Raw genomic sequence first — 17,277 nt, 5'->3', positions numbered from 1 at the left:
AACCATCACCCATCAACTGTCCGCCCCTGTGACCTGCGTGGCCTGGATGGCGGTCAGGGCGATGGTGTACACGATGTCGTCCACGAGTGCGCCGCGACTGAGGTCGTTGACGGGTTTGCGCAGGCCCTGGAGCATGGGCCCCACGGCGACGACCCCGGCGGCGCGCTGCACGGCCTTGTAGGTGGTGTTGCCGGTGTTCAGGTCGGGGAAGATGAACACGGTGGCGCGGCCCGCAACGGGACTGCCGGGGGCTTTCTGCTGCCCGACCGAAAGGACGGACGCGGCGTCGTACTGCATGGGACCGTCCACGAGGAGGTCCGGGCGGCGCTCGCGCACCAGGGCGGTGGCGGCCTTGACCTTCTCGACGTCCTCGCCGCTGCCGGATTCCCCGGTGGAGTAGGACAGCATGGCGACCCTGGGCGTGATGCCGAACGCGCGGGCGCTGTCGGCACTCTGGATGGCGATGTCGGCGAGTTCCTCGGCGTTCGGGTTGGGGTTGATGGCGGCGTCGCCGTACACGAGCACCTGCTCGGGCATCAGCATGAAGAACACGCTGCTGACGAGTTTCGAGCCGGGCGCGGTCTTGATGAGCTGCAGCGCGGGCCGCACGGTGTTCGCGGTGGTGTGGATCGCGCCGGACACGAGGCCGTCCACCTCGCCCAGCGCGAGCATCATGGTGCCCAGCACGACGGTGTCCTCCAGCTGCGCCTCGGCCTGCGGGGCGGTCAGGCCCTTGCTCCTGCGCAGTTCGACCATCGGCGCGACGTACAGCGCGCGGATGGTGTCCGGATCGAGAACCTCCAGCCCCTCGGGCAGCGTGAGGCCCTGCCCCTCGGCCACCTGCCGCACCCGCTCGGGCTTGGCGAGCAGCACGGGGCGGGCGATGCCCTTCTCGACGCAGCGGATCGCGGCCTTCACGGTGCGCGGCTCGTCCCCCTCGGGCAGCACGATGCGTCTGGCGGCCGCGCGGGCCTTCTGGATGAGTTCGTAGCGGAACGCGCTGGGCGGCAGGCGGCGCTCGCCGTCCAGCGGGGCGCGCAGGCGCGTGCCGAGCGGCACGGTGTCCAGCCGGTCCGCGATGAAGTCCAGCATGCGGTCCATCCGCTGCGGGTCGTCGTGCGGCACGCGCGCGTCCAGCCGCGAGAGGCGCGAGGCGGTCTCGAAGGAGTTCGTGTTCACCCGCAGGACCGGCAGGGTGCTGCCCAGCGCGGCGCGGCACAGCCGCTCGATGCTGTCCTCGGGGCCGCTGCCGGACGTGAACATCAGCCCCGCCAGCGGCACGCCGCTGAGGTGCGACAGCGCGGCGGCCATGATGACGTCCTCGCGGTCGCCGGGCGTGACGACCAGCGCGCCCGGCACGAACAGGTGCGCCATGCGCGGCACGGTGCGGGCCGTCACGACGGTACTCGTCACGCGGCGGACGCCGGCCTCGCCCTCGTTCACCACGTCGGCGCGCAGGTGCCGGGCGATGTCCAGCGTGCGCGGCGCGTTCAATCCCACCGACTGCGACACCACGCCCAGCAGCGGCAGCTCCCCGCTGGCCAGTACGCGACTGCGTGAGCGCAACTCGGCCATCAGCGTGCCGTAGTCCAGGCCGGGCGGGGCGAAGTTCAGCACGTACCCGCTGAGGCCCGACCCGTCGCTACGCCGGTACGCCTGCGCGGCGATCTCCAGCTCGTCGGCCAGTTCGCCCGGCGTGACCCCCGCCAGACTGGACACCAGGACCGTGTCCGCCTGGAGGTTCCGCGCGAGGCTGGCGTTCAGCGCCCCGGCGTAGGTATTCCGCTCATTGAGTGCGAGGCCCTCGGCGATCAGGACGTCCGCGCCGCCCTCCGTGACCTCCTGGGAGAGGGCCACGACGCTCTCCATCAGGTCCTCCTCGCCGCCGTGACTGAGCTGCTCCTCGGCCAGCGCCAGCGCGATCGGGTCGGGCACGCTTAGGTGCGCCAGCGCCCGCGCGAAATGCACGCTGTCGTCGGTACGCAGCTCGTGCGTCTGCGCGATGGGTTTCAGGAACGCGACCTTCAGGCCCTGCCGTTCCAGCGCCCGCGTCAGACCCAGCGCCGTGCTGCTCAGGCCCACACCGTTGCGGGTCGGGGCGACAAACAACGTCTTCATGCCTCAACCTCCTTCAGTTCAGCCAGTAATTCCTGGGTCTGCTGCGCGATCATCAGTTCCTCGTTCGTGTTCACGACCAGCGCTGCCAGGGCGTCCGGCGCGCTGATCACGCCCGACTGCCCACGCACCGCCGCCGCGTTCGCCGTCTCGTCCACCCGCGCGCCCAGCACCGCCAGCCGCGCGAGCACCGCGCCGCGCACCCAGGCGCTGTTCTCCCCGATGCCGCCCGTGAACACCAGCCCGTCCACCCGGCCCATCGCCGCCGCCATCCCCGCCATTGACTTGGCGAGGCGGTGCACGAACACGTCCAGCGCCAGCCGCGCCCCCGCGTGCCCGCGCCCGGCGGCTTCCTCCAGCTCACGCATGTCGTTGCTCAGCCCCGACAGGCCCAGCAGGCCACTCTCGCGGTTCAACGCGGCCGTCACCTCCGACAGGCTCAGGCCCGCCTGCCGCGCGATGTAATCATGCAGCCCCGGATCCACGTCCCCGCTGCGCGTGCCCATGACCAGCCCCTCCAGCGGCGTCAGGCCCATGCTGGTGTCCACGCTGCGGCCCCCCTGCACCGCGCACACGCTGCACCCGTTCCCCAGGTGCGCCGTCACCAGATTCAACTCCGCCAGCGGCCGCCCCAGCAGATCAGCCGCGCGGGCCGCCACGAACGCGTGACTCGTCCCGTGAAACCCGTACCGCCGCACCCCGTGCTGCCGGTACCACTCGCCCGGCACCGCGTACCGATACGCGACCTCCGGCATGCTCTGATGGAACGCCGTGTCGAACACCGCCACGTGCGCCGCGCCTGGGAACGCCGCCTGCGCCGCCTCGATCCCCGCGATGTTCGCCGGATTGTGCAGCGGCGCCAGCGGCACACACGCCCGGATCTCCGCCAGGACCTCCGGCGTGATCAGCGCCGGGGCACTGAAGCGCTCCCCGCCGTGCACCACCCGGTGCCCGACCGCGCCCACCCCCGCGCGCACGCCCAGCTCATCCAGCGCCCCCGCGATCACCGCGAACGCCTCCGCGTAACTGCCGCCCGCCAGATCCACCACGCGCCGCGCGCCGTCCACCTCCACGCGCGCCGACGCGCCCGCCGACCCCAACCGCTCCGCCAGCCCCGACAGCCGCACCTGCCCACCCTGCACGTCCAGCAGCGCGAACTTCACGCTGCTCGACCCGCAATTCAGCACCAGAGTCCACATGTGCCCATTCTGACAGTGGGCACAGGGACGCGCGGCCCCACGCATGAGAAACGGCCTTCACGTGGGGTGAAGGCCGGAAATCACGGGCGGCGCTCAGCTCTGGCCGGTGTCGAGCCAGGAACCGACCTGTTCGTCGAGGTCCGTCCAGTTCAGGGCGCGGCCCACGCGCCACTCGCCGGGGGTGGTGCTGCGCGCCGACCAGACGTGCGTGGCGTCGCCCATGTCCAGGCGTTGCAGGCCCAGCGCGCTGGCCTGCTGCAGCAGGGCGCTCATGCCCTGCGCGGCCAGGGTGTACGCGCCGTGCTGGATCTGGCCCTGCACGAACAGCCACGTCTCGACCGGTTCCGCCGGGGTGGCGGGCGCACCGAACGAGAAGGGACTGCCCGCTGCCGGGCTCGGCGCGGGGTCCGGGGTGGTCGGGGCGCTGGCGGGCGCGGCGCTCACGCCCGAGAGCAGCGTGTCGAACAGCGACGCGGCACTCGCAGCGGGGGCCGGGGCCGCTGCGGGCGCCGGGGTGGGCGCTGCGGGGGTGGGTGCGGCGCCGCCCGTGAAGCCGAACGGGTCGGTGCGGGCGGCGATGGCCGGGCCGGGGTCGGTGTCCAGGATGCTGCTCTCCTGGAAGTCGAACACGTCCAGCAGGCCGCTCAGGGCGTCCTGGCCGAAGGTGGCGGTGACTTCCTGCGCGGCGCGGTACTCGGCGTGCGCCTCGGCGAGCAGCGCCTCGGCGTCGTGCAGGGTCTGCTCGTAGCGTTCGCGGGCCTGGGCACTCATGCGGCCCAGGCGGCGCTGGGCGCGCAGCGTGTCCGCCAGTCGGCCCAGGTTCTGGGTGGTTTCCCCGGCCAGCCCGCGGACCATGTCGTACTCGCGCACGACCCGGTCGGCGCGGGCGTCGAAGTCCTCGCGTTCCTGCGCGGCGGCGCCCATGCGGCGTTCCAGGTGCGTCCACAGGTCCGCGAGGTCCACGCTGGCGCCCTGCGCCAGGGCCGCGCGGGCCTGCGCGATCATGGGTGCGAGCGCCTCGCTGGCGCCGGGCACGTTGCGGGCCGAGCGTTCGATGTCCAGCAGTTCACGCTGCGTTTCCAGTTGCTGCGCGGCGTTCACGCCGGCGGCCAGGGCGGCCTGCATGCCCTGCAGTTCCTGCAGTTCGTCCGTGGCGAGGCTGCCGCTGTCAAGCAGGTGCCGCGCGGAGTCCAGCGCGATGCGCATGTCGGCCGTGGCGGTCGCCTGCGCCAGCGCGTCCTCCAGGCGGACCAGCTGGGCGCGCTGTTCACTCAGGGTGCGTTCCCGCTCGATTTTCAGCTGGCCGCGCCAGTCCTCGACCAGATCGGCGGTCAGCTGCCCCTGGCCGTGCAGGGCGCGCAGGCGGTCGTGCTGCTCGCGCAGGTCCGTGCGGCCCTGCAGCAGCGTCATGAACTCGCGTTCGGTCAGGTTCAGCTGCTGCGCGGCGTGTTCCTGTTCCAGCGCCAGCACGCGCGCCTGCGCGTCCGGGTCCAGGATGGTCGCGCTGGTCGGGATGACCGCCTGATCGGACTGCACGGTCTGCACGACCGACGATTCCAGCAGCTTGCGGAGGTTGAAGGTGATCGTCCGGGCGCGTTCCACCTCGCCGGGCAGCAGCGTGCCCTGCTTCTGCGCCTCGTCGATCTGCCCGATCAACGTGTCCAGGCGGCGGACGTCCTTGCCGCCCATGCCCTGCACCCGCTCGAACGCCGCGCGGAGTTCCGCGAGGTCCTGACCCTGCTCGATCAGGCCCTCCTGCAGGCGGCGGTCCATGGTGTCGATCAGGTTCTGCGCCTCGCGCACCAGGTCGCCCACGTCCCGCCCGTCCTTCTCCTCCTGCCGGGCGACGGTCAGCACGCCACGCAGGCGCTGCGTCTCGGGCCAGTCGAAGTACAGCGAGAAGCGCCGCGCGGCCTCCTCCAGCGCCGGGATCTGACTGCCCTGCGCGGGCAGCATGCGTTCCTGGGTGGCCTTGATCAGTTCACCCAGCACCTCCGAGACGCGTTTCTTCGCCAGGGGCGCGGGGACGCTCAGCTGCAGGCGCTTGAAGACCTCCTTCTTCAGGATGTCCTCCAGGGCGGCCACGTCGAGCAGTTCCAGGGTGGAGCCGCGCGCCTGGGCGGCCTCCTGCAGGATGCGTTCCAGCGCGCGGGGCGACACGAGGTCGCCGAGCATCTGGACGGGTAAACGGTGCAGGCTGGCCATCAGACGTCCTCATCCCAGTCGATCACGGTGTGATGCACCGTCGTGTGTGCGCTGCCGGTCTGGTCTCCCAGCAGCCCGAACTGCATGCACAGCCCCCGGAACCCGAAGGCCAGCAGCCCGATCGCGCCGAGCGCCAGCAGCGCCCACACGGGCAGCGCGTACGCACCCTGCGAGAGGGTCACGTTCGTCAGGCCCGCCAGTGCCCCGCCGCCCAGCGCGTCCCCGAGCGCACCCAGGAAGCCGAACACGCCCTCCAGGAACACCGGCAGCAGCAGCAGCACCAGCCCGCCCGTGATGGCGCGCCAGTACACGTTCCGCCCCCCGAACGCGAGGTTCAGCAGGTACAGCGGCGCCGCGACCCCCACGCCCAGCAGCAGGAAGATCAGGGCGCGCAGCCAGCCGCTGAACCACCCGGCGGTGCTCAGGGACGCGCGGTCCAGCGCGCTGACCGGCTCGCCGCGCGCGGCCCGCTCGGCATTCGCCAGACCCGAGATCAGGGCCTGCACGTCGCTGGGACGCGGCGCGGCGCGGTTCTGCGCCCCCTCCAGCGCCCGCTGCAGCGTCAGGTACTCGGCGGTGTCGCGCAGCGGCGCGCCCACACGCGAAAGCTGCGCGCTGGCGTCCTGCAGCGCCGCGCGGGCCGTGACACCGTCGGCGTGCCCGCTGGCGGCCAGCGCGCGGCCCAGCGCGGCGTACACGGCCTCGGCCCCACCGGTCCGGGTCGGCGTGGCCGGCGCCGGGGGGGTGGCCGGCGAGGTGGCTGGCGAGGTGGCCGGGGTGGGCGTGCCCGGTTTCGATGCACCCGCCGCGGGGGTCGTGGCCACGGCCGGCGGCTGCGCCAGCGTCTGCGCGAAGGCCTGCGTACCGCGGCGCAGCGTGGTCAGCGACGCGCCCAGCGCCGCCGTGTCCCCGGACGTCAGCTGCCGCAGCGCGTCCCCGAACTGCGTGAGTTTCAGGTCGCCTGCTCCATCGGCGTCCTGCACCACCGTGAACCACCCGGTCGCGCGGGCCAGGTTCACGTACGACCCGGTCGTCTGTTTCGCCTGCGTCGCCTGCAGCGCCGCGCTGACCTTCTGCACCGCCGCGCGCTGCAAGCGCCACGCCACGCGCTCCAGCCGCCCGGCCTTCGCGTCGGCGTTCAGGGCGCTGGCCGCGTCGCCGGTCAGTCCGAATTCCCGCGTGAGCAGCAGCAGCTGCGAACTGGCGTTCGCGGGCTGCGCGCCCAGCCCCGCGAGGCTCTGGTCGTACAGCGCCTTGCGCATCAGGCCGCGCGCGAGCTGCACCTGCGCTTCCAGTTCCGCCGGGGTGCGGGCCAGCGCCGCGCGGCTGCGGCCCAGCGCGTCGCGCAGGCCACTGACGATCTGCTGGTTGCGCAGCGTCGGCGCCAGCTCATCCAGCGCCCTGCCCGCCGCGTCCAGTCGGTTCAGGGCCTGCTCGGCCGACTGCGCGCGCACCTGCACTGCCCCGTCCAGGCTGCCCGCCAGCGCGCTGTACGCCGTCAGGTTCTGCGCGCCCGCCGCGCCCAGCAGCGCGGTCAGCGCCCAGGCTGCGCTCATTCGGGCCACCTTCACACGGACCGCACTCACGCGGCCACCTGCACCTGAGCCGCGCTCACGCGGCCACCTTGATCTGCTGCAATTCCACCAGGAGTCTCCCCACGTTCGCCTGCGAACTGGCGATCACCGCCACGCAGTACTCGCCCAGCGGGCACACGCACACCGTCTGCCCGCCCAGATCCGCCGACAGCAGCCGCAGCGCCCGCTTCTGGAACAGCATCGCGCTGGCTGCCACCACCCCGGCCAGACCGGTCGCGTCCCGCACCGCCCGCACGCGCAGCACCTCGCCGCTCGCGCGGCACACCATCACGCCCTGCACGCCACTCAGGCGCCCCAGTGTCTGGATCAGGGTGTCCTGGTCCAGCGTGGCGTTCAGGTCGTACGACCGGCCCGACAGTCCGGCGGCGTACTCGGGATCGTCGAATTCGAAATCGTCGGCGCCCAGGCCCAGCTCGTTCCACATCTCGGTGTCCTGCGTGTCGTCCCAGGTGGCGCTGGGGCCAGTCTCGACGAACAGCGTGGGCGCCTTGGGGTACCGCTCGGCCATCAGCGACGACAGCGAGAGCAGTTCCCGCCGGGCGCGGGCGGCGGGCATCACGGTACTCAGGCGCGACAGGAGCGGCCCGGAGAGCATGCGCTGCATCTCCTGGGCACTCACGGTTTCCGGCAGCAGGTTCTGCTCGCGCAGCACCGACCGCACCATCGTTTCAGCCGCCCGCTCAGAGACCACGCCAGCCAGGGCGCGGACGGTCATGGTGTACACAGCGTTCGTCATGAGGGACCTCAAGCCAGTATAGGTACACCGGACTTACATGATTATCTCATCCGAGCGCACGTGAACGCCGCGCGGGGGCCCCTGCTATACTTCCGGCGGCCAGCCGCGCCCCGCGCACTCGTAGCTCAGCTGGATAGAGCGGCCCCCTCCTAAGGGGCAGGCCCCGCGTTCGAATCGCGGCGAGTGCACCACGTTCCCCGCCCCCGTGGCGGGGTTCTTTCTTGCCCGCCGCGTCCGTTCCCGCGCGCGTCACCACCAGCCGCGGCGTTTGAAGTACACGCTGAGGGCCCCGCCGATCAGCAGGAACGTGCCCCACGCCAGCGCGTAACCGAAGGGGCTCTTGAGTTCCGGCATGAACTCGAAATTCATGCCCCACACGCCTGCCAGGAACGTCAGCGGCAGGAAGATCACGCTGACGGCGGTCAGGGTCCGCATGACCTCGTTCATGCGCTGGCTCTGGAGGTTCAGGTGCAGGTCGAGCAGGTTGGTCAGGAGGTCGCGCAGGGTGTCGAAGCGTCCGGCGGCGCGCGTGAAGGAGTCCTGCACGTCCCGGTAGCGCACCAGATCGGCGGGGGTGCAGTTGGCGTGGCGGCCCAGCAGCGCGGTCGCCTCGCGCGCGTCGGTCGCCAGCCGCCGCGCCTGCGACACGAGGTGCTTGAGTTCGAACACCGCCGCGACCGGGTTCTCGCGGACACGCTGGAACACGCGTTCCTCCAGGTCGTCCACGCGGGCCTCCAGCGCGTCGGCGGCGGTGAAGAAGGTGTCGGCGGTGTGGTCCAGCAGCTCGTACGTGACCTCCTGCGCGGTGTTCACGCTGTCGCGCCCGACGAGATTCCACACGCTGTCCAGCGCGCGGGTCCCGCCGGGGCTGTGCGTCAGGACGGCGCTGCCGAACGTGAAGACGCTCAGGCGTTCGGTGAACTCGTCGGTCTGCGCGGGATTCACGTAGGAGCGCACGGTGATGAACGCGTGCTCGGGGTAGGCCTCGGCGCGGCTCCAGTGGCCGCGTTCCAGGGCGTCCTCCAGCGCGAGGCGATTCAGGGGGAACGCCATCTGAAGGGCCGCGAGTTCGTCCGGAGTGGGGTCCTGGGTGTCCACCCAGACGTTCTCGTGCTCCCCGTTCCAGGGGAAGTCCTGCCCGTCGCTGAGTCGCCGCGCCCTGATCATGCCCGCAGGATGGCAGACTCCCGCCCGGACTCTATGCTGGAAGGGTGAACGCGTGGCTGTGGGTGATGGCAGGCGGCGCCGTGGGGGCCGCCGCGCGGTACGGCACGCAGCTGCTGCTGGCGCCGCTGGCCCTGCGCGCCGCGTTTCCCGTGCCGGTGCTGCTGATCAACGTCGCGGGGTCGTTCCTGCTGGGCCTGACGCTGGCGCTGGTGGGCCGGGGCGTGTGGCCTGACGTGGCGCGGCTGGCGTTCGGGACCGGGGTGCTGGGCGCCTTCACGACCTTCAGCACGTTCAGCGTGGAACTCGACGACCTGCTCGCGCAGGGGCGGGGCGGCGCGGCGCTGCTGTACGCGGGCCTCAGCGTCACGCTGGGCGTCCTGGCGGCCGTGGCGGGCCGCACGCTGGGGGGCCGCCTGTGACCCGCCGCAGGAAGACCGGGGAGGGGGGGAGCAGCGGCGCGACCCGCCCCCGGAGCAGTTCCTGGAACTGTCGGAACTCCTCGCGTACGTGGGGCAGGTCGTCGCGCGGGGCCTGCCGGGTGCCGTGTGGGTCCGCGCGGAGATCGCCAGCGTCACGGACCGCCGCCACCTGTACCTGGATCTCGTGCAGGCCGCCCAGGACGGCGAGGTCGCCAAGTGCCGCGCGACCGTGTGGGCCCGCGAACGCTTCAGCCTGGAAGGCAAGTTCCGCCGCGCGACGGGCGGCACCCTCACGGCGGGCCTGAAGGTCCTGCTGTTCGCCGAGGCGACCTTCCACGAGCAGTACGGCTTCTCGCTGAACGTGCTGGACGTCGCGCCGGAATTCACGCTGGGGGACGCCGCGCTGCGCCTCGCCGAGCACCGCGAGACCCTGGTCCGCGAGGGCGTGTACGGCCTGAACCGCCTGCTGCCCGCTCCCGAGGACTTCGGGCGTTTCGCCGTGATCGCCCCGCGCGAGGCGGCCGGGCTGGGCGACTTCCGCCGCGAGATCGACCCGCTGGAGGCCGCCGGGGTGCTGCGCCCGCTGTACCTGGAGGCCACCTTCCAGGGCCGCGACGCCGCGCCCAGCCTGCTGCGCGCCGCCGAAGAGGCCCGCGCGCTGCACGAGCAGGAGCCGCTGGACGCGCTGGTCGTCCTGCGCGGCGGCGGGGCCGTCACGGACCTCGCGTGGCTGAACGACCTCGCATTCGCGCGGGCCCTGGCGACCTTCCCCGCGCCGGTCATCACGGGCCTGGGGCACGCGCGGGACGACACTCTCCCCGATGAGGTGGCGTTTGCGCGGATGGACACGCCCAGCAAGGCCGCCGCGCTGATCGTCCGCACCGTCGCGGGGGCCGCCGCGCAGGCGCAGGAGGACGCCCGCACCATCCGCGCCCACGCCACGCAGCTCCTCGTGGACGCCCAGGCGGGCGCGGACTGGACGCTGGACCGCGCCCGCACAGCCGCCACCCGGCACGTCGACCGCGCCGCGCAGGACGTGGACGCCCTGATGCGGCAGGCACTGGGTCTCACCCCGCAGCGCACCCTGGCGCGCGGCTACGCCCTCGTGCGCGGCCCGGACGGGCAGCCCGTCACCCGCGCCGCGCAGGTCACGCCCGGCCAGCCCCTCACGCTGGACTGGGCGGACGGCACCGTCCCGGTCACGGCAGACGACCGCCCGGTACAGGGGGAATGACCACCCTGGCCCGGCAGGACAACGAATGGCACGCACCCCTCGCGTCTGACGGACACTCGCCTCAGGCCGGTGCCAGGGTCGGGGCATGAGGCTAGCGGTCTGGAACGGGAACCACTCGCTGCACTGGGGCGTGACGGTGCCGCTGTCGTGGGTGCTGGTACACCATGTGAACATGCGGACGACCGTGGACGTGGAGGCGTCGTGGGATCAGGGGTACGCGACGCTGTACCAATACGGATTCCCGCTGGGATTCACGCACTGGGGAACGGCGTCCAGCGCGGAGTACGCGGTGTTCCTGGGGCCGCTGCTGCTCGACTGGCTGGTGTACCTCCTGATCGTCGGTCTGGTGGTGGGTGGTGTGGCGCGGCTGTGGCGGAGGCCCGTGCGGGTGCCGACGCTGCTGCGGGTGGTCCTGTGGGGAACGTTCGCCTGGACGTCCTTTCTGGTGGGCCTGGCCATCGGACTGGGAGGTGTGCGCTGGGAAACGCATATGCCTGTCCTGGATGTGCGGGACCCGGTCTTCTCGCTGGGCTACCTGGGACATGAAGACGGGTACGGCCCTTGACGCTCCTCAATCGTCCTGACCCACGGCCACCGGGCGCGCGTCGTCGCTGATCCAGTCGCTCCACGACCCGGCGTACAGGCGGTTGTCCGGACCCAGCGGCACGCCCGCCAGTTCGCGGGCCAGCAGGTTCGGCGTGGCGCTGACCCCGCTGCCGCAGTACGTGACCGTGGGGGCGCCGCCCGCGTCCAGCCGCGCCGCCTGCGCCCCCGCGTCCCGCCAGTGGCCCGACCCGTCCAGCGCGCCCGTCCAGTCGCGGTTCACCGCGCCCGGAATATGCCCGGCCTTCCGGTCGATGGGTTCCACCTCGCCCCGGTAGCGGCCCGCCGCGCGCGAATCGATCAGCAGGGTGCCCGCCCCGCGCGCCTGCACGTCCTCGGCGGTCGCCACAAGGTCCGCCTGCACGTCCGGCACGAACGTGACCGGGGTGGGGGAGGAGTCCTCCGTGCCGACCTCGCCGCCTGCCGCGACCCAGGCGGGCCAGCCGCCGTCCAGCACCGCCACCCGCGCGTGCCCCAGCCAGCGCAGCAGCCACCACGCCCGCGCCGCGTAGAAGCCCTGCCCGGTACTGGGATCGTCGTAACACACGACCAGACTGTCGTTCTGAATCCCCACGCTCCCCAGCCACGCGGCCAGCGCCGCCGGGTCCGGCAGCGGGTGACGCCCCCCCGACCCATCCGGTTGTACCGGGCCGCTCAGGTCCGTCTCCAGATCGGCGTACGCGGCCCCCGGCACGTGCCCGCCCAGGTACGCGATCCGCCCGGTCAGCGGGTCGCTCAGGGCGTAGCGGGCGTCCAGCACCCGCACGCGCGGGTCACGCAGGTGCGCGCGCAGCCAGGACACGGAAACCAGCGGGGTGGGCAGCGTCAGGTCGGCCATGCCCGCAGGCTACACCCGCCGCTCATGCGGACTCCGGTTGAAAGGTGTGCAACATCTTTCAACCCGAGCGGATGCGAGTAGGAGAAAAACGGGTTCCGGGCGTGGAGTTGGCAGATCGGTGGTGTTCCGATCTGTCAACGAAACAGACGGAATCCGTATCAGGCGGTCAATCTCTGCCATGCCCGGCGGAACACGTTCAGCGTGCCCCCGCCCAGCAGCACCACGCGCACGTGCAGGTCCGGGTGATCCGCCAGGAACGCGGTGATCGTCCGCAGGGTCACCTCCGCCGCCTGTGGCAGCGGGTACCCGTACACGCCCGTACTGATCGCCGGGAACGCCACGCTGCGGCACCCGGCCTGCACCACCAGCTCCAGGCTGCGCCGGTAGGCCCCGGCCAGCAGCTCCGGCTCGCCCTGAGTGCCGCCGCGCCAGATCGGCCCGACCGCGTGAATCACGTGCCGCACGCCCCGCGCCGACAGTCCGAACGCCGGGGTAATCACCGCCGTTCCGGTCGGTGTCCCGCCGATGGCGCGGATGGCGCGCAGCAATTCCGGGCCCGCCGCGCGGTGGATGACGCCGTCCACGCCACCCCCGCCCGCCAGTTCCCTGTTGGCCGCCGTGACGACCGCGCACACGTCCTGCGCGGCGATGTCCCCCTACACGAGGTCCAGCGGCACGCGCCCCTTACTCCCCCGTGACCTGCGCCAGCCGCGCGTCCGTGAAGGTGTAGCTGCGCAGGTGATCGGCCCGCACGCGCGCCTCCCGGTCCGCCTCGGTCCACTCGGGTTCCGGCAGCTGCCGCGCCCGCTCGGCCCGCTGGATCGCCACGAGTTCCTCCACGGCGCGGTCCAGGTCGTCGTTCACGACCACGTACCGGAACTCGTGCGCCTCGCGGATCTCCTCACGGGCGCGCGCCAGCCGCTTCTCGATCCGTTCAGGCGTCTCGGTCGCGCGGCCCTCCAGGCGGCGGCGCAGCTCCGTCAGGCTGGGCGGCATGATGAAGATCAGGATGGCTTCCTCGCCCACGCGCGCCTTGACCTGCATCGCGCCCTCCACCTCGATCTCCAGCACCACGTCCTGCCCGCGACTCAGGGCCGCCTCGATCGGCTCGATCGGCGTGCCGTACCGGTTCCCCACGAACGCCGCGTGCTCCAGAAAGCCGTTCGCCTGCGCCTTCTCCTCGAACGCCTCTGGTGTCACGAACACGTAGTGCACGCCGTCCTGCTCGCCCGGGCGTGCCTCGCGTGTCGTCCAGGAGGTGCTGAAGAACACGTCCTGCCCGGCCAGCCAGCGTTCACGCAGCGTGCCCTTGCCCACGCCGGACGCGCCGGTCATGACCAGCAGCAGCCCGCGCCGCGCGGAAGTGGAAAGTGGAGTCTCGGAAACCGTCATCCCCCCACCATACCTGGGGCCCCCCAGGACTGGAAACCCGCACGGGACAGGCGCGGCCCCCACGAGTATGGGGGGCCGCGCCTGAACTGGAGGGGGGTGTTACTTCTTCTTCTTGCCGGAGGTGGTCTTCGCGCGGCCCTTGCCGAGTGCCTGACCCTTCTCGAAGCTGGCCTGCATCTTGCGGCGCGTCTCCTCGACCATCGTCTGGAAGTCCACCAGACCGGACTCGACGGCCTCCATGCTGGGCTTGATGTTCCCGCCACGGCGCGCGGCGGCCAGTTCACGGTTGGTCTCCTCGAACCACGCCTCGAAGTCCGGGGTGTGGTCGAAGATCATCTCGCGGGTGTCCTTCTGGTACGTGTCGGTGCTGCCACGGCGCGTGAACTGCTTGGGCATCGTGAACCGCTCGGGCAGGTACGCACCGTCGATCTTGCCGGCCCGCACCGCCTCCTGGAACTGCTTCACGAAGGTGTCGCTGCGCTGGGGGTTGCTGAGTTCCATCACCTGTTCACTGAGTTTCTTGTAAGCCATAAGTGGAAATCCTCCTGACTCATAAGTATGACGGTCCGGAGGACATGAAGTAAAGACCGCCAGATGTTGAGCGAAGCGTTCCCGGTCAATCAAGAGGTCGCATCTGAACTCTTTGAGGAGCGAAATCCACCAGTGAAACAGTGGCCGATCACGCCATCCTGCCCTGAAGTCGATCGGGAGGCCCCACTGATTCAGATGCGTGCCACACAACCAGAACGCCAAGCGATGATGCGCGGGACCGGTCCTTACAGACCATTCATCCCGCCCCGAAGGGCTTCGTGCGCCTCCAGGGTCAAGGTATGCGCCAGTTCGTGCATGGCCACAGGCGGGTTCGTTGAAAGACCGCCCCTCAATTCTGCACGTCGGTGCAACCGTTGAAGGTCAAGCGATTCAACCGGGCCGAGGTTGCCTGAAGAGACGGGGCAGTCTCATCCGCGTTCCCCTGAAGGAAGGCGGCTGCCCGGATTCAAATGCGGCAGCTGTCGTGAATAGAGCGCAGCGTGCAGAGGCATCACTCTGAAGACCTGTTGCGCAGTAGTTGAAGGATCAGTGGGGAGCCGCGAATCGGCTCCCCACTGATCTGTCCCTACGCTCAGGGCGTGCAGAGGTGGTGGCGGCGTTGCCAACGGAGATTGACGAGTCCGGCGACACACCCCCACATCACGCCGTGCTGTGAGGTCCGATTCCTGAAAAACTCCTTGCAGACGCGAAATTTCTTGATGCGGCCGATGGCATTCTCAGCGCTGATCCGCACCTTGGAGATCAGCCGATTCAGCTCACGTTGCTCCTTGCTCAACTCGCCGTTCTTCGGTCGTTTGGCGGGCACGATGGTTTCCCAGTCCGGATAGACCTTCTCCATTCCGGTATAGCCCCGGTCTCCCCACACCCGGACGTGCCTGGGCAGTCGGTTCATCAGTCGGGAACGTCGCAGCACCTTCATGTCGTGGGTGCGACCGCTGGCGGTCGCACTGAGGTGCACGATCTGTCCTTCGGGCGTCACCGCCACCTGGGTTTTCAGGGTATGGGTCCTTTTCTTGACGCTGTAAAAGCGCTTCTTGTCCTTGGGCCGCCCGACCGCCTTCTTGCCGGGGTTCTCCCCCTTCTTCACTTTCGGCTGCCCGCGAGGTTGCTCAGTCCCATCCACGATCACGTCGGTCAGTTCGGGGAAGATCTCCAGAAACTCCTCCAGAGAGCGTATTTTCCTCGGGTTCCTGCTCGCCCCTCCAGGAGCCTCATCCGGCTCGGCCTGGAGCGTCCGGGGACGGAGGGGAGCAGGCAACGCCTGCTCCAGGACCGGCAGCAGGGCATGGATGTTCCGGCAGATGTTCGCCGCGTCCAGATCGAACAGGATGCCCAGAACATGCATGGTGAAGTACTGTCGCAGATAGAGCAGCGTGACCAGCAGTCGCTGGCTGAGGTCGAGCTTGAAGGTGTTGCCCGCTCCGATGCGCCGGACCCGTCCGGCGCGGGAAAGGGAGCGGTGATGACTCCGTTCCCACAAGGGCTCCAGTTCAATCAGCAGCTGGTCAAACTCGGCAGGACTCAACCCCACCAGCCGTTCAAAGGACCGCCCCCTGGATTTCAGCTTCTCAAGCCGCAACACCCTTGAACCTACCTGCTCCGACCTCTACTGCGCAACAGGTCTTGAATTTACAGGCGCAGCAGCCCGGCGGACGTTCCCGTGAAGCCACAGGCGACATAGAAGGCCGTCAGGTGCGCTTCGAAATCCACGTGCAGCCACTCCACCTCCGCGTGCGCCCGCGCCGCGCGGATGGCCTCCCGCACCAGCCGCGTGCCGACGCCCCGCCGCTGCCAGTCCGGGCGGACGGTCGTGTCCAGCAGGAACGCGTGCGCGCCGCCGTCCCAGGCGACGTTCACGAACCCAACCAGCCGCGCCCCGTCATGCGCGGTGACCCAGGTCAGGCTGCGCTCCAGCACCGCCGCCCAGCGTGACCCGTCGTCCACGCCGCCCCACGCCAGCGACCGGAGGCCGCCCAGCGCGGGCAGGTCCGGCCACTCGCGGACGCGGTACGTGATCAGGAGATGATGCCCAGCGTGCGGCCCACCTCGGCGTACGCCTGCAGCGCGTGATCCAGGTCCTCGCGGGTGTGCTCGGCCGTCACGATGTTCCGGATGCGGGCCAGTCCCTTCGGCACGGTCGGGAAGCCCAGGCCCACCGCGAACACGCCCCGGTCGAACAGCAGGCGGCTCGCCTCGAACGCCGCCGGAGCCTCACCGAAGATCACGGGCGTGATCGGCGTCGTGCTGCCGAAGATGTCGAAGCCCAGGCCCTGCAACTCCGCCTTGAAGTACCGGGTGTTCGCCCACAGGCGCTCCATCAGGGTCGGGTCGCGCTGCACCTCGTCCAGCGCGGCGGCCAGCGCACCCACCGTCGCCGGGGCCTGCGCGGTGCTGAACAGGTACGGTCGGGCGCGGTTGATCAGCAGCTGCCGCAGGTCCCCATGCCCGGCCGCGTACCCGCCCACGCCACCCCACGCCTTGCTGAGCGTCCCCACCTGGATCACGTCGTCGGCATACTCGAAGCCGAAGTGATGCACCGTGCCGCGCCCCGCCTCGCCCATCACGCCGCTGCCGTGCGCGTCGTCCACGTACGTCACCGCGCCGTACCTGCGCGCGACTGCCACGAGCCGGTCCAGCGGCGCCACGTCCCCGTCCATGCTGAACACGCCGTCCGTCACGACGAGTTTCAGGCCGCCGGTGTCGTGCTCCTTCAGCAGGCGTTCCAGATCATCCGGGTCGGCGTGTTTGTACACCTTCTTGGTGGCCTTCGTCAGGCGCAGTCCGTCGATGATGCTCGCGTGGTTCAGTTCGTCGCTGACGACCAGATCGCCCTCGCGCAGCAGTGCGCCCAGCACGCCCTGGTTCGTCGTGAAGCCGCTGTGCAGCACCAGAGCGCTGCCCGTGTGCTTGAAGCGCGCGATCTGTTCCTCCAGCTCCTCGTGGATGCGCAGCGTCCCCGCGATCGTGCGCACCGCACCCGCCCCCACACCCCACCGCTCCAGGTACTCGGCAGCCCGCGCCTTCAGGGCCGGATGATCCGCGAAGCCCAGGTAATTGTTGCTCGCGAGATTCACCACCTCACGCCCATCCACCCGCGTCCGCGCACGGTTGGCGCTGTCCAGCACACGCGGATGAATCAGCAGCCCGCTCTCACGCAGGCCGGACAGCTCGGCAGACAGACGATCAGACAGGGAAGTCGGCATCCCCCGAGTCTAGGCGCCC

General features: G+C 70.7%; 16 protein-coding genes and 1 tRNA gene. 4 read left to right on the top strand and 13 right to left on the bottom strand.

Annotated elements, in window-relative coordinates:
• Positions 1–12 precede the first annotated feature (12 nt).
• The 5 genes from pta to EXW95_RS10435 all read right to left on the bottom strand — a co-directional run bounded on the left by pta (position 13) and on the right by EXW95_RS10435 (position 7,850).
• Positions 13–2,118: a phosphate acetyltransferase gene (gene pta, locus EXW95_RS10455; RefSeq protein ID WP_174367409.1), complete on the bottom strand. Its 2,106-nt coding sequence runs from the start codon at positions 2,116–2,118 to the stop codon at positions 13–15.
• Complete coding sequence (locus tag EXW95_RS10450; RefSeq protein ID WP_174367408.1) at positions 2,115–3,314, bottom strand: acetate kinase; 1,200 nt, start codon at positions 3,312–3,314, stop codon at positions 2,115–2,117. The genes pta and EXW95_RS10450 overlap by 4 nt, the downstream gene beginning before the upstream one ends.
• A gap of 93 nt (positions 3,315–3,407) precedes the next feature.
• Positions 3,408–5,519, bottom strand: a complete 2,112-nt coding sequence (locus EXW95_RS10445) for a hypothetical protein (RefSeq protein WP_174367407.1) — start codon at positions 5,517–5,519, stop codon at positions 3,408–3,410.
• Positions 5,519–7,075, bottom strand: a complete 1,557-nt coding sequence (locus EXW95_RS10440; RefSeq protein ID WP_174367406.1) for a hypothetical protein — start codon at positions 7,073–7,075, stop codon at positions 5,519–5,521. Before EXW95_RS10440 ends, EXW95_RS10445 begins: the two co-directional genes overlap by 1 nt.
• Positions 7,076–7,130: 55 nt before the next feature.
• On the bottom strand, positions 7,131–7,850 hold the full coding sequence (locus EXW95_RS10435) for a roadblock/LC7 domain-containing protein (protein WP_174367405.1): 720 nt from the start codon (positions 7,848–7,850) through the stop codon (positions 7,131–7,133).
• 114 nt (positions 7,851–7,964) lie between these two features.
• Between EXW95_RS10435 and EXW95_RS10430 the strand changes: the two genes are divergently transcribed.
• A tRNA-Arg gene (locus EXW95_RS10430) sits at positions 7,965–8,041 on the top strand.
• Between the two features lie 58 nt (positions 8,042–8,099).
• Here the strand turns inward: EXW95_RS10430 and EXW95_RS10425 are convergent.
• A complete protein-coding gene (locus EXW95_RS10425) occupies positions 8,100–9,017 on the bottom strand; it encodes a magnesium transporter CorA family protein (protein ID WP_174367404.1) in 918 nt (305 codons plus the stop codon).
• Between the two features lie 65 nt (positions 9,018–9,082).
• Between EXW95_RS10425 and EXW95_RS10420 the strand changes: the two genes are divergently transcribed.
• From EXW95_RS10420 to EXW95_RS10410, 3 genes are all read left to right on the top strand, one after another.
• Positions 9,083–9,436, top strand: a complete 354-nt coding sequence (locus tag EXW95_RS10420; protein WP_174368928.1) for a CrcB family protein — start codon at positions 9,083–9,085, stop codon at positions 9,434–9,436.
• Positions 9,437–9,497: 61 nt separating this feature from the next.
• Entirely contained in the window at positions 9,498–10,670 is a 1,173-nt protein-coding gene (xseA, locus tag EXW95_RS10415; RefSeq protein WP_174368927.1) for an exodeoxyribonuclease VII large subunit, read from the top strand.
• A gap of 85 nt (positions 10,671–10,755) precedes the next feature.
• Entirely contained in the window at positions 10,756–11,235 is a 480-nt protein-coding gene (locus EXW95_RS10410; protein ID WP_174367403.1) for a hypothetical protein, read from the top strand.
• A gap of 6 nt (positions 11,236–11,241) precedes the next feature.
• Here EXW95_RS10410 and EXW95_RS10405 read toward each other — a convergent pair whose 3' ends face one another.
• The 7 genes from EXW95_RS10405 to EXW95_RS10375 form a co-directional block, all read right to left on the bottom strand.
• Positions 11,242–12,111 (bottom strand): sulfurtransferase, encoded by an 870-nt coding sequence (locus EXW95_RS10405; protein ID WP_174367402.1) that lies wholly within the window; start codon positions 12,109–12,111, stop codon positions 11,242–11,244.
• A gap of 158 nt (positions 12,112–12,269) precedes the next feature.
• Entirely contained in the window at positions 12,270–12,761 is a 492-nt protein-coding gene (locus tag EXW95_RS10400) for a macro domain-containing protein (RefSeq protein WP_371810180.1), read from the bottom strand.
• Positions 12,762–12,795: 34 nt separating this feature from the next.
• Positions 12,796–13,503, bottom strand: a complete 708-nt coding sequence (gene gmk / locus EXW95_RS10395) for a guanylate kinase (RefSeq protein WP_174367401.1) — start codon at positions 13,501–13,503, stop codon at positions 12,796–12,798.
• Positions 13,504–13,602: 99 nt separating this feature from the next.
• A complete protein-coding gene (locus EXW95_RS10390; protein ID WP_174367400.1) occupies positions 13,603–14,034 on the bottom strand; it encodes a hypothetical protein in 432 nt (143 codons plus the stop codon).
• 592 nt (positions 14,035–14,626) lie between these two features.
• Positions 14,627–15,634, bottom strand: coding sequence for a transposase family protein (locus EXW95_RS10385; RefSeq protein ID WP_174368799.1), 1,008 nt, complete (start codon positions 15,632–15,634; stop codon positions 14,627–14,629).
• A 50-nt stretch (positions 15,635–15,684) separates the two neighbouring features.
• Positions 15,685–15,999: a GNAT family N-acetyltransferase gene (locus EXW95_RS20640; RefSeq protein WP_371810009.1), complete on the bottom strand. Its 315-nt coding sequence runs from the start codon at positions 15,997–15,999 to the stop codon at positions 15,685–15,687.
• A gap of 71 nt (positions 16,000–16,070) precedes the next feature.
• Positions 16,071–17,258 (bottom strand): glycine C-acetyltransferase, encoded by a 1,188-nt coding sequence (locus EXW95_RS10375; protein ID WP_174367399.1) that lies wholly within the window; start codon positions 17,256–17,258, stop codon positions 16,071–16,073.
• Positions 17,259–17,277 lie beyond the last annotated feature (19 nt).

Origin of the sequence: Deinococcus sp. JMULE3 (genome assembly GCF_013337115.1) — a bacterium.
Taxonomy (GTDB): Bacteria; Deinococcota; Deinococci; order Deinococcales; family Deinococcaceae; genus Deinococcus.
This window is presented reverse-complemented; position numbering and strand designations above follow the sequence as displayed.